General features: G+C 36.0%; 10 protein-coding genes. 4 read left to right on the top strand and 6 right to left on the bottom strand.

Translation table 11 applies throughout. The features are described 5' to 3' along the window. Positions 1-1,064: 1,064 nt before the first annotated feature. Positions 1,065-1,886 carry a ParB/RepB/Spo0J family partition protein gene (locus NEOC84_RS05410; RefSeq protein ID WP_166156312.1) on the bottom strand — a complete coding sequence of 274 codons (822 nt, stop codon included), beginning with the start codon at positions 1,884-1,886 and terminating at the stop codon, positions 1,065-1,067. A gap of 89 nt (positions 1,887-1,975) precedes the next feature. On the opposite strand from NEOC84_RS05410, the gene NEOC84_RS05405 reads away from it, so the two are divergent. From NEOC84_RS05405 to topA, 4 genes are all read left to right on the top strand, one after another. Beyond that, on the top strand, positions 1,976-2,791 hold the full coding sequence (locus NEOC84_RS05405) for a hypothetical protein (protein ID WP_166156309.1): 816 nt from the start codon (positions 1,976-1,978) through the stop codon (positions 2,789-2,791). Positions 2,792-3,249: 458 nt separating this feature from the next. After that, positions 3,250-3,447 carry a hypothetical protein gene (locus tag NEOC84_RS05400; RefSeq protein WP_166156306.1) on the top strand — a complete coding sequence of 66 codons (198 nt, stop codon included), beginning with the start codon at positions 3,250-3,252 and terminating at the stop codon, positions 3,445-3,447. Between the two features lie 439 nt (positions 3,448-3,886). After that, positions 3,887-4,990 (top strand): 3-dehydroquinate synthase, encoded by a 1,104-nt coding sequence (gene aroB, locus NEOC84_RS05395; RefSeq protein WP_166156303.1) that lies wholly within the window; start codon positions 3,887-3,889, stop codon positions 4,988-4,990. A gap of 486 nt (positions 4,991-5,476) precedes the next feature. Beyond that, on the top strand, positions 5,477-8,062 hold the full coding sequence (gene topA / locus NEOC84_RS05390; RefSeq protein ID WP_166156300.1) for a type I DNA topoisomerase: 2,586 nt from the start codon (positions 5,477-5,479) through the stop codon (positions 8,060-8,062). 250 nt (positions 8,063-8,312) lie between these two features. Here the strand turns inward: topA and pyk are convergent, their stop codons facing one another. The 5 genes from pyk to NEOC84_RS05365 all read right to left on the bottom strand — a co-directional run bounded on the left by pyk (position 8,313) and on the right by NEOC84_RS05365 (position 15,494). Then, a complete protein-coding gene (pyk, locus tag NEOC84_RS05385) occupies positions 8,313-10,082 on the bottom strand; it encodes a pyruvate kinase (protein WP_207391806.1) in 1,770 nt (589 codons plus the stop codon). A 426-nt stretch (positions 10,083-10,508) separates the two neighbouring features. Continuing rightward, positions 10,509-11,693, bottom strand: coding sequence for a hypothetical protein (locus NEOC84_RS05380; RefSeq protein WP_166156298.1), 1,185 nt, complete (start codon positions 11,691-11,693; stop codon positions 10,509-10,511). 633 nt (positions 11,694-12,326) lie between these two features. After that, positions 12,327-13,205, bottom strand: coding sequence for a hypothetical protein (locus NEOC84_RS05375; protein WP_166156296.1), 879 nt, complete (start codon positions 13,203-13,205; stop codon positions 12,327-12,329). A gap of 208 nt (positions 13,206-13,413) precedes the next feature. Then, positions 13,414-14,058: a hypothetical protein gene (locus NEOC84_RS05370; RefSeq protein WP_166156294.1), complete on the bottom strand. Its 645-nt coding sequence runs from the start codon at positions 14,056-14,058 to the stop codon at positions 13,414-13,416. 17 nt (positions 14,059-14,075) lie between these two features. Then, entirely contained in the window at positions 14,076-15,494 is a 1,419-nt protein-coding gene (locus NEOC84_RS05365; protein WP_166156292.1) for an AAA family ATPase, read from the bottom strand. Positions 15,495-15,609 lie beyond the last annotated feature (115 nt).

Here is a 15,609-nt window from a genome sequence, read left to right as displayed (position 1 = left end):
GGCAATGTACCGCTTTAAAAGAAGCTTTGGAGGAGATTTTCGCTCTAGGAAGCTAGACTATCAGCGGGCAGAATTATATGCTAAATCTTTGGCGATGAATAAGATGACAAAACTTGGAATGCCCAAAGGACAATGGGTACTAACTTGATAAGCTTTTAAACAGACCAACTATTAGATCATTTACGCAACAAGGCCGGATAAAAGGAAGGTTTATTTATCGGCAGATGTAGAAATTGAGATAAATATCGTGAAAAAAGAGGTAATAAAAATCTAAAGAAAGTTTTCCATTGGCTCCTTCTATCCTACGAGTCAAAGAAAAGACCTTACATGACATGCGAGCCTCTGACACGGAAAAACAGCTGAATAGAGATGAAAGAGATGACCACCCCTACATTTGCTAGTGTTTACAGTTAAATGATTATTAACATCTTTTCAGCAAGCGGTCATGGAGATATGCCTACTTGATGCACTGAGGATGAAGGGAAAATAAAAACACGCAGCCAATAGAAAAAACAGTTATTTGCAAGCATTTTTGGCTTCGCAGGTGCCAGCAAAATCGCCTTTAAAGCTTGGTATCCGCCCTATGATCGCCTACTATCTTCAAACAACAATAAATACCGGCAAAACTAAAATTATTCCTCCTGACTCCAGGCTTTAATAAAAACATGAGAATGAGGGAGTAATCTTATTGTTGCACTTTATTGAAAAAAATTTATCCCGTAGCTCTAAAAACTAAATTTCCTAAAAATTTTTATCATCTTGATAATTCGTAGCCGATAAAAGCAGATAGATTCAAGAACCCAGCTTAAAAAGCTATATCTCGCTAAGAGAAAGTGTTATACAACCTTGATAAAAGGTTAACCTATCAGCCTCCAATCTAGTTAATATTTCAAGACTCTTCAGTGCTTTGTTTCAGCTTATTTTTTCAGAAAAATCTTAAAAGATTAGCTACCCGCTAATATAAAAATCCAATATGACCTATAAAAGCCCTATTGATGATTAAACAAATCTCATCAATCATGTAAGATAAGAGCAATCAATTTTCAAATACAGGGGATATAAACTTATTCCCTGACTCCCAAAGCTTCTAACAAGCGCTCAAGATCGTCAAGGTTAAAATAGTCGATAGAAATGCGCCCTTGCCTTCCCTTGGCGCGGATAAAAACTTTAGTGCCTAGTTTATACTGCAGTTTTTCTGCTAGTTGCTCTAAATAAAAGTCACGCGTTTCATAAGAGAGTTTCTTATGCTTAATTTTTTGCTTAAGTTTTTGTACCGCTTTTTCAGTTTCACGCACACTTAAACTCTCTCTTAGAATCAATTCATGCAGATAAACCTGCTTTTCGGCCCCTTCTACCGCTAGGATAGCTTTGGCATGCCCCATGGTAATTAGATTTTTACTTAAACTATCTTGTATAAGATTAGGTAAAGACAATAAACGTAGATAATTGGCAATCGTCGAACGTTTTTTTCCCACCGAGGCGGCTAGCTTTTCTTGGCTAAATTTAAATTCTTCCATCAAGCTAAATAGGGCTTTAGAAATCTCTATAGGATTTAAATCCACTCGCTGAATATTTTCAATTAAAGCAGCTTGGGCAGAAAGTATATGACTTGACGATCGCACAAGCACAGGAATTTCGAATAAGCCTGCTAGCTTAGCAGCACGAAAGCGCCTTTCTCCTGCCACCAGCTCATAATGCGAAGAATTTTCCACAGTTCTAACAATAGGTGGATGAATTAAGCCCACTGCTTTTATAGATTCAGCCAATTCTTTTAATTCAGATTCAGCAAACTGCCGTCTAGGCTGAAAAGGACTTATATTAATATGATCGAGCGGCACATAACGCAATTCTTCGAACAAAGAAAGTTTTTCCTGGGAAACATTCATACGTTTTACTTTTAACTTTACAATAAATAAACATGTTATATGATATTCGTTCTAGACAGCGCAAAAATCAAGCAAAAAAGCCCTCAAATATGAAAAAAAATCTAAAACGCGAATTGCTCTCCTCCGACACATCCCTCTCTTGGTCTGATGCCCTCCTAGCGCATCCTTTGACTCAATGGGCCTTAGGTAACGGAAAAATTCTTCTTTATTCTTTTTTAGGGCTTATAATCCTTGGCTTTATTCTCTTTCAATTTATATGGCGCCATCATGCCGCTTCTGAAGCTGATTTTATACGTGCGGAGAAAGAATTTTCTCTTTTTACCTCTTCTCAAGAAAGTAGCGATCCTGCCGCGGAAGTAGAAGCGCTAAGAAATCTTCATGCAATCATGGCAGCACATCCAGAATTATACCCCAAATATGAGGGATTAATTGCTGAGACATTGTTACTAAGAGGAAAAAATGAAGAGGCTAGTCTGTATGCGACATCAGCAATTAAGCGAACAGCCTATGAAAATGATCCTTTCTATACTAGCTACGCCCAAACAACCCTTTTATTAGCTAGAGAAGAATATGAAGAAGGCTTGAAAGCCGCACTTAACCTAAGAAATTCGATGCTAGAACAGGGAGAGGCATTCAAAGATAAACCAGAAAAACTGCAATATGGGACTTTTTTATATGCTTTTAACTTATTAAGGATAGCCATGCTGCAGCAACAGTTGTCTCTTTTTTCAGATGAGCTTGCCACCTGGAAAGAATGGGAAGATCTAGCCCTAAAAAGCCGTGAAGGTACTCTTCCTTTTTATTTAAAAGATCAATTATTTTTATCCTTTAATAACTTGTTATCTGAAGGGAAAGCTTCCTTGGCTGATTATATAGAAGCAAGAAAGAAGCTGATAACAAAATAGTTAATAAGACTTGCTAATGTTTTTTTTAAGCTGCTATAACAAATTTTATCATGTATAAGTTTTAATAGGCATGATCGCTAGAGGATTTCCTAAATCCTGCACAACCTCTAGAGCCCTAGAAAGCCACATGAAAAAGAGTGCAGAACTATAAAAGTCCCGACTGATTTTTTAAGAATGAGAAATATAAAGAAGTTATAAATGAAATAATTATGCCTATCTATTTTAAAAATGGTGGGCTAAAAATGAATAGGGAAGATTAATCAATAGGTTGCATAATTTAAATTTTTTGAGATTTTTTATCTAAAAGGCTGTATTTCCAAAATATCACCTTAAAAAAAAACAAAAAATATAAAGCGCCGCTTTTGAAATCTCAATCAAAATTTTGAGACCACAAACGAGCCTTCAATCATTGAAAAAGTTTCCCTCTTAACCGCTCGATTAGGGCAGGTGGAGAAACAATGGTGAGTGTTGAAAATAGTTCATTTACTTTTAACGATATCCATGAACAAGCTGGGGAAGAGAGCTTTCTTCCTGCCTTGAACGTAATCGTTAACAAGCGACATACAATAATAAATAACACCCCATCTCTTTCCGTAGCGTCAGACCTAGCAATGAACGCCGTGGAAGTAAAAGGAATGTTTACAGTTTCTTTCTAAATAGGAAAAAGAGTACCCAATGCTATGACGGTTACCTTTCAATAGCCGTCTTAATTTTTCGGCATGCCCAACTCCTAACTTATTGGCTATTTCAAACTAGGAAGCAAGCCGTTAGAAAATGGTTAAGTTCAATAGGCTAAATTACTTTCAATTAAAATGGGCTTGTGCTCTCCTATTTTTAATTTCTGTAGCTAGGTACCCCTCTATGAAAGCAAAGAGAATAGATCCGCTCTCTCTATAATAACCCCCAATACTGGATAACTCTTTCAACCAAAAATGCAAAGTGCTTTCTCTAAACTGAAAAAAGACTATAAAGCAATTTATCCTTTTACTGACTCTGTAGGCTTTAGCTACCTATGCAAAAATCAGGCTTTTAACCAAAGGGCTTAAAAAGATTTATAGTTAGTCCATTAAATTATGCATAAATAAATCAAGAGATATGGATTCCTTAAGCCTTCGTCAATGGACCTCGATTAACCTTACCTTGCAAGATTCTTCTATTCTTATTAATCCCGTTCCTCTTTTTACAAATCTGCAGCTTAAAAGAGATTATTCCCAGCTGGTTATTATCTCGGATGCTAATGTTTATCCTCTTTACGGGCCTTTCCTTACCGAGCAATTGCCTTTAAGGCAAATAAATAAAATCATTCTAGCCCCAGGGGAAAGATCTAAAAGCCTGCAAACTGCCACTTATTGCTGGCAAGAACTCCAACGCTTCGAAATAGATCGTCATGCTTTGATTATTAGCTTAGGAGGAGGCGTCATCACTGATTTAGCAGGCTTTGTAGCCTCTTGCTATATGCGTGGTTTAGACATTATCCATGTTCCCACTACTTTAATGGGCATGGTAGATGCGGCTATAGGAGGAAAAACAGCAGTAAACTTTAGGGGGAGCAAAAATCTGATTGGTAGTATTCATCCTGCCCGACAGGTATGGATCTTTTCTTCCTACCTTCAATCTCTTCCTGCAGAAGAGTTTAGTGCAGGCTTAGCTGAAATAGTTAAATATGGGATTATTCAAGGTCCTCAGCTTTTCGAGGAATTAGAAAAAAATACGACAGCCATACTTGCTAAAGATTCTCAAATTATGCATCTTCTCATCGTAGAATGTTGCAAAATTAAAGCCTTTATCGTAGAAAAAGATGAAAGAGATTATGGCATTCGGGCTACATTAAATCTGGGACACACCTTTGCACATGCCATCGAAGCGGCTATGGACTATCAAATTTCGCATGGCCAAGCAGTCTCAATAGGATTAAGCTGCGCTTTTTATACCAGTAAAATTTTAGGTTTTATTGAGCATTCTCTCATTATTCGCTTGCATAATTTGCTCAAAAGCTTAAACTTGCCCCTTTCATTACCAGAAGAGCTATCAGAAGAAACTTTGATTAGCTATATGTATAAGGATAAAAAAACAGTGAAAGGAAAGCTAAATTTAATCTTAGTGAAGAAAATTGGTAGCGTAGAAAGGATAGAGGCGGTTGAACCTAAGCTTATCTTAACAGCTTTAAAGCAAAAGAAAGCGGAAAAAGAACTTGAATGAGTTAAAAAACCTTGTTATTCTCTGCGCTCAATCTCTTTTTGAAACGCAAGGCCCCTGGATTAATAATTTCTTTGCTAACAGCATGAGAAATAAGGGAAGCTGCCTTATATATTTGCAGCCCTTTTAAGAGCTTGGCGCATAAGGAAAAAATTATAACCCCATTCTATAGCAAATTATAGTTTGGCAAAAGGCTAAATGTAGAAATTTATTCAGCCATTTTCTATTTAGCGATCGCACTGTCCAGGAAAAGGGTAAAAAACAGGCGTAAGTATTTGAGGTTCTAAAAAGAGAAAAAGCAACTTTTTTAAGATGAATACCGTGGAATTTAAATTATAAAAAAATATAAAAGGCACGCTTTTTCTATACAAGCATGCTGCATAAAAAACTAATAACTACAAATTGTATATCTTTTTAATAAGCTGTAGTAGTAAAAAGCAGTAAAAAAGTATCTTTGTTAAATATATAAAAAGGTTGTTTGAGGCAAGAATGGCAAAATCTTTAATTATTGTCGAGTCACCAGCGAAAATTAAAACGCTCCAAAAATTTTTAGGGCCTCACTATATTTTCGAATCTTCACTAGGACATGTACGTGACTTACCAGAAAAAGAATTCGGTATCGATATTGAACATAATTTTGAGCCTACCTATATCATTATGCCTAATAAAGACCAGGTCATTCAACGACTGAAAAAAGCTGCTAAAGGTTGCGATACAGTTTATCTATCTCCTGATCCTGATAGGGAAGGAGAAGCTATTGCCTGGCATATTAGCCAAATTCTTCCACCCCAAACCAATATCAAACGTGTCTCTTTCAACTCGATTACTAAAGATGCTGTAGTTAAGGCACTTAGCCAACCTCGACCTATCGATGAAGCTCTGGTTAATGCCCAACAAGCCAGACGTCTTTTAGATCGCATTGTAGGCTATAAAATTTCCCCTCTTCTTAATCGACGTATTCATCGAGGAAAAGATAGTTTTGTATCGGCCGGTCGCGTGCAATCGGTAGCGCTTAAGTTAGTGGTCGATCGAGAAAAAGAAATTGCAGCCTTTAAGCCCATTGAGTATTGGAATATTGGAGCTATTCTTAAGAATGAGTTAGAAGAACGTCAGTTTCGCGCCAATCTTTACTCTGTAGATGGTAGAAAAGTTGAAAAAGAGGAAGTAGAAGGTAAAAATTACTTAATCATCGACAATAAAGCTACAGCAGACGATATATTAGCACGGATGAAAGATAAGCCTTATCATGTAGCTAACGTAGAAAGAAAGGAAAAACGTCGTTATCCTGTCCCTCCATTTATTACCTCAACCTTGCAGCAAGAAGCAAGCCGCCATTATGGATTTTCTTCGGCTAAAACTATGAACATAGCTCAGGGCCTCTACGAAGGTATTGATCTAGGAAATGAAGGTGCAGAAGGCCTAATTACCTATATGCGTACGGATTCTGTACGTATTTCTAATGAGGCCCTTGGCTCAGCACGGGAATATATCTTAGAAAAATATGGTAAAGATTATCTTCCTACTGAAGCTAAACAATATTCCACCCAAAAAAGTGCCCAAGATGCTCATGAGGCCATTCGACCTGCTAATTTAAATCATGCACCAGAGAAAATTCAGCCTTATTTGAGCCGAGAGCAATTCTTATTATATCAATTAATTTGGAGACGCTTTATCTCTTCCCAGATGATGCCGGCTATCTACGATACAGTCTCAGCAGACATAAAGGTAGGAAAAGATATAATTTTAAGAGCTACCGGGTCGGTCATCAAATTTTCTGGTTTTCTAGCTGTATATGAGGAAAAGAAAGATGATGACGATAAAGATGAAGAAAGTCGCCAGCTACCTAACTTGCAGGAAGGTCAAAGCCTACAACTTATCCAATTAACTTCTGAGCAAGCCTTTACTCGACCTCCTCCCCGTTACACAGAAGCTTCTTTGGTTAAAGAATTAGAAAGATCTGGGATTGGGCGTCCTTCAACTTATGCTACTATTATGAATAAGATTCAAAGCCGCGACTATACGATTAAAGAAAGTGGGCGCTTAAAACCTACGGAATTAGGTTTTGTGATAGCACAAATGCTTGAAACAAACTTTCAAAAGATTATGAATATAGGCTTTACAGCTCAGATGGAAGATGATCTGGAATTAGTTGCTGAAGATCGTAAAAACTGGAAAGTACTTCTACAAGATTTTTGGAAGGAATTTTTACCTACTGTCGAAATTGCTGAAAAAGAAGCTTTTATTCCAAAAGTTCAAACAGATATCGACTGTCCCAAATGTGGTGGCAAGCTTCAAAAAATCTGGTTTAAATCTAAATATTTTTATGGCTGCTCCCGCTACCCTGATTGTGATTTTACGGCTCAATCTGAAGAACTCTCCTTTAATAAAGAAGAGTATGCTTCCGATTTTAACTGGGAGCAACCCTGCCCTCAATGCGGCAAAAGCATGAAAGTCCGCCATGGACGATTTGGAGCTTTTCTAGGGTGTACTAACTATCCTGAATGTAAAGGTATTGTAAACATCCCCAAAAAAGGCGAGGCTCTTATTTCTCAAAAAAGCATGCCAGCTTGTCCCGCCTTAGAGTGTCCAGGACAGATAATGGCAAGAAAATCGCGTTTTGGAAAAACTTTTTACAGTTGCTCTACCTACCCTGAGTGCGACGTAATTGTTAACGATTTAAAGCTCTTAGAGTCTAAATATCCTCATCATCCGCGTACCGCCTATATAAAAAAGCTTAAAGCTACTCGCAAAGGCAGCGAAGAAAAAACTTCCTCTAAAAAGAAAGCCGCTAAAAAAGAGAGCAGTAAAAAGAAAACGACTCCAAAAGAATCTACCCGTAAGCAGCCAGAAGTTAAAGTCTCTAAAGAGCTTGCTGCTATTATTGGAGCTTCTGAAATGTCTAGAGGAGAAGTGATTAAAAAGCTATGGGCCTACATTAAAGATCATAATCTACAAGATCCTCAAGACAAGCGCTTAATTGTCCCCGATGAGCCTTTGGCAAAGGTTTTTGGAACTCAAGAAGGGGTAAATATGATGAAAATAGCAGGTATGGTTAATAAACATATCCAAAAGTGACCACCTTATAGGAAAAAATCATATAAGGAAAGGGATCGAATCAATAGCCTAAAGGCTAAGTTTTTAACTGGTTAGATGACAAAGGCTGAAGAGAGCTGGAACAGAGAAAAAAATTTCAATAGAGCTCTTGGCAGGGTACATTTGTAATTTTTTAGATAAATTTTTAAGCCATCTCTTCATTTAGAAACATTCAACAGCTAGATGCTTTTCTATGATATATTTAGGCTGAAGGTCCGCTTATCTTTAAGGTTCAAAAAATTACTCCCTTGTAAACCAGCGCTTTTTCCGGATCTAAGGTGACAAGCTGGCCTTCTTTTAATATTCTACTGGCTTCGTCTGCTCTTACAATGGCAGGCTTATCCAGCAACTGAGCAATATGGATAGCAAACTTCTCTGATTCCACATCATCAATATGGTTTTGTAAAATAATTCCTTTCGATTCTTGAATGAGGGAAAGGAATGAAGGGTCGCATTTCGTCATGACAAGTAGCTGCCCCCTTACCGCATAATCTTTAGCAGACTCCGGAGATAAAACAAGGGTGGCATTTCCATGCACGCGGGAACCTACACCATGATGGCCTCGCACCAATACATCTCCTATGCTCTCTACCATCATCATATTGGTAGTTCCAGAAATGCCAAACGGAGAGCCCGCTGTTACGACTACCAAATCGCCATTGCTTACTAAATTTTCCTTTAAAGCAAAAGTACTGATCTTAGTAAAAGCCTCTGAAATGTTTTTTGTAGGGTGAGAGCTTAAATAGGGCTTTACACCCCAGCTTAAAGCCAGCTGATGGTAGCATTTCTCATGGGAAGTCATAGCTATAATAGGCATTTCGGGTCTTAATCGAGACAAAAGGCATGCTGTTGAGCCTCCACTAGTAAAAGCAAATATAGCTTTTGCTCTAGAGCTGTAAGCTGTTTTTACCGTAGCCAAAGTAACCGCAGAAGGGACATCATGATGAATCAGACCTGAATGAAAATCAAAAAAAGCACGATAATTGAAATCTGCCTCCGCCTCCTGCACGATACTTCGCATCACTTGTACGGTTTCAAAAGGATACTTTCCTATCGCCGTTTCTCCTGATAACATTACCGAAGAAGTGCTATCATATACCGCATTAGCCACATCAGAGGCTTCAGCACGCGTAGGACGAGGGTTGTTGATCATAGATTCTAGCATCTGGGTAGCTGTGACCACCGGTTTCCCTGCCAGATAACTTTTTCTTATCATCATTTTTTGAAGCCTAGGAACTTCACTTAAAGGAACTTCTACCCCTAAGTCGCCCCTGGCGATCATAATTCCATCTGCAACCTGAACGATGCTGTCAAAATTTTGTATGCCTTCCTTATTTTCAATTTTCGCATAGATCTGAATATCTGGCTTTTTTTCTTTAGTCAAAAGTCTTTTGATGGCAAGTACATGCTCTGGTGAACGTACAAAAGAGGCGGCTATAACATCTACATCATGCTTACAGCCAAAATGAATATCGGCTATATCTTTTTCAGTAATGTTTGGTAGACTCAAGCTGACATTCGGGATATTCACCCCTTTACCTGATTTGAGGACACCTCCATTATCAATCTTAACGACCACCTTTTCAGCTGTAGATTCGATGACATGGGAGCAGATGTAACCGTCATCAAAAAGAACCCGCGTGCCTATACTAAGATCATTTAAAACATAGAAAGGATGAACGCAGACTCCTTGCTCGCTTCCTTCTATAGAATTTTTAAATAAATTTAATAATTGTCCATGCCTGAGGTTAATTTGTCCCCCAGTAATTTTACCAATTCGAATTTCAGGTCCCTTGGTATCTAAGATAATAGCTAAAGGCATCTTTTTCTGAGTACGAGCTTTCTTAAGGTTGTTAATCACAATCGCATGTTCCTCATAGCTCCCATGGCTGAAATTAAGACGGGCAGCATTCATCCCGCCTTCCATCAATCGCATCATCTTCTCTACCGTATTTACAGCAGGGCCAATGGTACAAATAATTTTTGTCTTAGTGACCAACATAGAAAAATACCTGATAAGGGTGTGCGTTAATAGTCATTTAAATAGTGTGTCTGCCTTAGCACCTGGTGTTTAGAAAAAGTTATTATATCTTACCGACCAAATTTGACAATAATAACTCAAAAACTTTGCTTTAAATAAAAGATTGTTTTTAAACGCCATACAAGCAATCAAGAAAGCTACCATATCAAGTCTAAGAGATTCAATCTTATTTATCTTATAATTTAGCTTTAGCACAGATGAGCTGGAAAAGCCCTTTAAATTTATACTTATCAAAAAAATTGCAGAAAAAATTAATAAAGGAAGGAGCCAATGATGAGCTAGGAAAAATTATGCCTAAAAGAGGAAAACCCCAAAGTGATTATTCTTTTTCTCAATAAATGCAGTGTAAATTTCTTTTCTATGTCCCCAGAACAGATAACTCTTCATTTATAGCAAAGGCAACTTCTTTTTATGCTTACCTCTACAGCAATTTACAAGTGTATAAAGAGCTTTTATTAAGCGAGAAATTTGATTATGAGCGATTTTACTACACCTGGAAAAAAATTTCCGTATAGCTATAAAAATGAAAAGTAAATAATTATTAAAAAAAGCTCTCATCCCAAAAAATTTTCTTTTTTTCTCAAAGTTTACATCAAGAATAGGGCGTATTTCTGGGACTTCTAACCTTTTTCTAGTTAGTCGGGGAAGACCATTAACTTTTTTTTCTTCCTCTATATAAGGATTTTCATACGGAATAACTTCTTCATAGAAAGCTAGATCTTCATTTCCCATTTTTCTGTGGTAGAGAAAGATGCTGCTACCCCACTCGTCTTTGTCTGCTTGGGTAAGCAAATGTTTTACTTCATCCATATGAAAGATTGTGAAACCCTCATATCCCCAGCTACTAATTTTTTCATTAATTAATCTCCTTAGTTGATCCAATTGCTTACTTATTTTTTGTTGCTCAGAAAATTTAGATTTGGAAAGAAGGGGAAAAGATGAAAAAAAAGATTTTTTCTTTCTAAAGCCCACAAGAGTGAAAGTTTTTTCCTTGCATATATGGTAATAGATGTCTCTTTTCATTGAAACAGCTATGGAAGCATAGCCATTTGCTTCCATAAAATCCACGAAATAGCCAGCTATTTCCAATAAAGAAACGCGAGGTTCGTAATATTCTTTTTCTTTATACCTGTAAGTTTTATTAATTGAAACTTTACCTAAACTCTTTAGCTTATCTACATCTTTTTGTAGCAATACACTTTTACCTACAGGCATGTTTGTACAAAGTTCCTCAAATTGTTTTTCCATTTCCTCGATTATATGTGGAGGCGAGATCGTAGGGTCTTTAGCCACTAAGTTTTTAGCTTGTAATAAAATAGATTCTACTTTTTTTACTAATTGGCCATATTGTATACTTGTTGTTCCTTCACGTGTTTTTTTAGCTAAGCTATGGAAATGTGCGAAAAGATTAAAAGTTTGCTCAAAGGCCTGCATAGCAGTAGTATGGGTTGCTTGAACCAAAGCTTGAGTCTCTTCTTCCCTCGAAGCAAAAGATAGGGGTTCCCTCTGATCTGCTACAAGGATAGGATGAAAATGTAAGAGAGCCGAGGGATTAAAAAAAACTTTTTTCATTTATAAGCATCCTGTTTATTTAAACCTTGCTCTTTTTAAAGTAGTGTGGCCATGTATGCTTAATTTGTTCATGATTGGCCTCTAAATATAACGGTATGTATGCCTAGATGAATTTTAGCCCATTTCCTCGGCTTAGTCTCTACCATGGATTTTACATCCCATTCCCCTTCGCATGCTATTCTTATCCTTATTGCGCAAGCAAAAATGATTGCTGAATTTACTCCATTTAGCCAAAGAAGGTGAATTAAAGGCAAATGTCACTATCCTTGTGCACATTAGCGAGTAATTTGGCCCCCTTCACTTCTAATGTTAACCTAGCAATAAAGGATTTAGCAAAGCCTTCTAGAAAACGATAGAGTTTTTAAAGTAGGTTTTAACATATGTTAGTATCTCAAACCTAGTATTTGAAAGCATTTCAGAACTTCGTGTCCCCGTAAAGGATTTCCTCGTATTCTTGGTGTGCATACATCCGTTTATTTAAATAAATATAAAAAATTAGTTATAAAAAATGCAACATAAAAGGCTTTAAAGATTAAATTCTCTTCATTTACTTTTAAATTAATTAAGTGAAGGATAAAGTTTGTTTTGTTTATTCGTGTGTATTTGTGTCAATCTTTTTTTAAAGTAAGACTATCACAAAAAAATATCTTCTTCATACATTGCTAAATTTTCATTTCCAACTTTTCGATGGAAAAGAAAGATGCTAGCACCCCATTCATCTTTGTCGGATACATCCAACACATGTTTAATTTTATCCATATGAAAGAGTGTAAAGCCTTCATATCCCCAACGGCTAATATTTTTCTTAATTGATTTTCTTAATTGATTCATTTGGTTAATTATTTTCTCTTCTTCAGACATCTTAAAAACTGTTGAAAGTTTTGATGACCACGTAGACATGGAAGAAGCTGTCTTTCTAAACCCAATCAAGGTAAACATTTTTCCTTTGCACATATGATAGTAAATGTCTCTTTTCATTGATACAGCTATAGAAGAATAACCATTCCCCTTCTTAAAATCTTCGAAATAGTTAGCTATTGCCAATAAAGAAATATGAGGTTCATAATATTCATTTTCTTTGTATTTGTAAGTTTCATTAATTGAAACCATTCCTAAACTGTTTATCTTATCTACGTCTTTTTGTAGCAATACACTTTTACCTAAAGGCATGTTTGTACAAAGGTCCTCAAATTGTTTTTCCATTTCCTCAATTATATGTTTATCCTGGTGTGCCTCCACTAAGTCTTTAGCTTTAATTAAAGCTTCTTCGGCTAATTTTACTAGCGCCCCATAGTGCTCACTTGACAAGTCACCACGTACCTGGGTAGCCAGATAATAAAATTGCTTAAAAAGAATTGATATTTCCTCAAAAGTTTGTATTGCTTGCGTGTGGGCTGTTTGTATTAACTCTCGATTGTCTATTGCTTTAGCACTTTGAGATTCAAAATTGCTTTGACTTGATGAAGGACTAATAGTATTTAAATTATAATCGCTTGATAAATTTATGTTCATTTTATTCTACCTTGCTTGTACTTTTTGTAACTATTCAGGTCTAAGTAAGCTTTAACAATCAGCTGCTTATGAACTCCTTACTTTTGACCACTAGAGTGTACCGCTTTGTCACCTATTCTTAGAGGATAGGGATAGATAAAGTCAAAAACTTAATTTTCATAAGCAGCTGATTGTTAAAGCTTACTTAGACCTGAATAGTTACTACTTTTTAATCTTTGCTTATAAAAAATTGACGCATGACTTTACCGCTATCTATTCCCACTTGAACTAATTTTGAGCCGGTATCTATATGAATTTCTGCGTCCTTCTCAAGATTTTCGGGTACTATTATATAGATAGTTTTATATTGAATGTAGGCAGTTTGTATTTCATGCTGGCATTTTTTTTCAGTTATTGCATCAGTAGCTAATTCATCCGATGCCAACAAATATTGCTGAATACTAGTATGGTCTAAAACTTTTCTGTAAACTGAATTGCTTTTGAATAAGGAGCTAAAAAAAGCTGACAGTGAGTGAGATATAATGCTAGTATTAGTACGAATTAGTTCAATTTTTCTTGCTTGACTTGCTTTATTATCACCATAAAATGTGTAACCTACTCGGGTAACAGACACTCCCTCATATGTAAACTCGGGAAGCCTAGCAATTACAAGAGCGCTTAAATGAGAATTTGAAATTGAACTGAGATCGTCTCCTCCTAAAAGATTACATACTTTAGCTCTTTTTAGCTTTGCATTTTCCTCTTCTAATTTTCTGTTTTCTTGCTCTATTTTTTCCTTTTCTCGTGCTAGCTGTGTAGCCAAACTAACCAATTCACTATGGGACATTCCTGAAAGGTGGGTAGTTATATTCATAATTTTCCTTTTTTAATTTAAATTAACTGAATGGATTTATTCATGTCATTATAGGTGCTAAAAAACTCAATAAACATATCTGCTCTAAGTAGTAGTTTTTCTTCTTCCGGATAAAGTGTTAGTTTTACTTGGGTTAAGTCTCCCCATTCTCCTTTTTGTTGCTCAATAAAAACAGTAAATTTTGCAAAATGTTGAGCAAGCTTTCTAATATTAGTGCCATTTCCATAAAATTTTTTTTCTAGCGCTAATAAAACTTTGGCTTCATTTTCAACAATAATCTCCTTAAATGAAAATTCTTTTTTCAATTCTTCAAAATAAAAATTTAAATTATTTTTAAGTATTTGATGATAGCAATTTCCTGATGGAATAGGGCCAAAAGGAATGACATCCATTCTACTTAATAGCTCGGGGGAATAGCTATTTCCTTCAGGATAAAGCTGATTTTGCTTTCTAAATAATTCACAAATTTTTTCAATGTTCATTTTTTGTTGGAAAGCGCGCAGAATGCAATCTTGATATAAATTAGAAGTGTTAATAATGATGCAGTTCTTAAGAGAGTAAATAATGCTTACATTTTTGTTCTCCCTATCATTAATGCGTTTAGTATACTGCCCCTTATACATGCCTACATCAAAGATCGTAAGGAGGGATTGTTTAACTTTAGAATGAGCCTTTTCAAATTCATCTAACAATATTAGTATGTTTTCCACTTCATATTGCTCGGTAGATTCATCACTGCTTAAAAGTGTCGGCTTGCATTTATCTAATTCTTTTGCAAAAAAAGGCTTATCATCCGAGCCTAAAATACCTGCGCCTGATCCAAAAAAATTAGAAACAGTATATTCACTTTGATACTGATTCATAGGAAAAAAAATATATTTTCTTTTATACTCAGCTGCTGCCTTTGCAAGAGCTGTTTTTCCTACCCCCGTTGGTCCAACAAATATGAATACATGATTTCCTTCTTTTTGTTTTTTTAATGCAGTAGCTAGTAGAGTAGCCGCCTGGTCTTGACCTACTACACTTTGCTTTAATTTCTGTAAGATTTGCGCATAAGGGTCTGGCTTTAACTTTTCTTTTTGTACACTCTGCACTATTTTTTCGTTTATGAGAGTGCGAGCCACGCTTGGATAAAGCTTTATAAAATTATCTCTAATATGTTGGGTCGTTGAGTTTATTTCTAAGCACGTTACTTTCCTAAAATATTTTAAAGCTTCCCCTGGAGGATTTTCGCCTAATTGATGAGGCGCTAATTGAAATTGCGTAGGGCTGTTCTGCTGTTGAGGGTCTCCTAAATAATCCATAAGAGCTTTGAAAGCTAGCTCCTCATATAATTTTTCATTAGATATTTTTTTTAAGGTGGCTACTTCAGGCATCAGTTCATTAATATACGCTATTAATGAAGAAGAGATCATGCTATCAAAATCATTAATCATTTTTTTCTCCTGGCAATAGTATGGTTTTTCTCAATTGGGAACATTATTTAAAGAATCTTTTTTAAATATTATCATAAAAATTTCAGCAATTCCCGCAAATAAAAATTTTAACTTT

The sequence above is a fragment of the Neochlamydia sp. AcF84 genome (genome assembly GCF_011087585.1).
Taxonomy (GTDB): Bacteria; Chlamydiota; Chlamydiia; order Chlamydiales; family Parachlamydiaceae; genus Neochlamydia.
Note: the sequence above shows the minus strand (reverse complement) of the source record. Positions and strands in the feature narration are given on the sequence as shown.

Excerpts from the sequence above, each read along its gene's own strand:
- NEOC84_RS05375 (WP_166156296.1), bottom strand. The coding sequence starts at position 13,205 with ATGAACATAAATTTATCAAGCGATTATAATTTAAATACTATTAGTCCT.
- pyk (WP_207391806.1), bottom strand. The coding sequence starts at position 10,082 with ATGTTGGTCACTAAGACAAAAATTATTTGTACCATTGGCCCTGCTGTA.
- NEOC84_RS05365 (WP_166156292.1), bottom strand. The coding sequence starts at position 15,494 with ATGATTAATGATTTTGATAGCATGATCTCTTCTTCATTAATAGCGTAT.
- NEOC84_RS05405 (WP_166156309.1), top strand. The coding sequence starts at position 1,976 with ATGAAAAAAAATCTAAAACGCGAATTGCTCTCCTCCGACACATCCCTC.
- aroB (WP_166156303.1), top strand. The coding sequence starts at position 3,887 with ATGGATTCCTTAAGCCTTCGTCAATGGACCTCGATTAACCTTACCTTG.
- NEOC84_RS05370 (WP_166156294.1), bottom strand. The coding sequence starts at position 14,058 with ATGAATATAACTACCCACCTTTCAGGAATGTCCCATAGTGAATTGGTT.
- NEOC84_RS05400 (WP_166156306.1), top strand. The coding sequence starts at position 3,250 with ATGGTGAGTGTTGAAAATAGTTCATTTACTTTTAACGATATCCATGAA.
- topA (WP_166156300.1), top strand. The coding sequence starts at position 5,477 with ATGGCAAAATCTTTAATTATTGTCGAGTCACCAGCGAAAATTAAAACG.
- NEOC84_RS05410 (WP_166156312.1), bottom strand. The coding sequence starts at position 1,886 with ATGAATGTTTCCCAGGAAAAACTTTCTTTGTTCGAAGAATTGCGTTAT.
- NEOC84_RS05380 (WP_166156298.1), bottom strand. The coding sequence starts at position 11,693 with ATGAAAAAAGTTTTTTTTAATCCCTCGGCTCTCTTACATTTTCATCCT.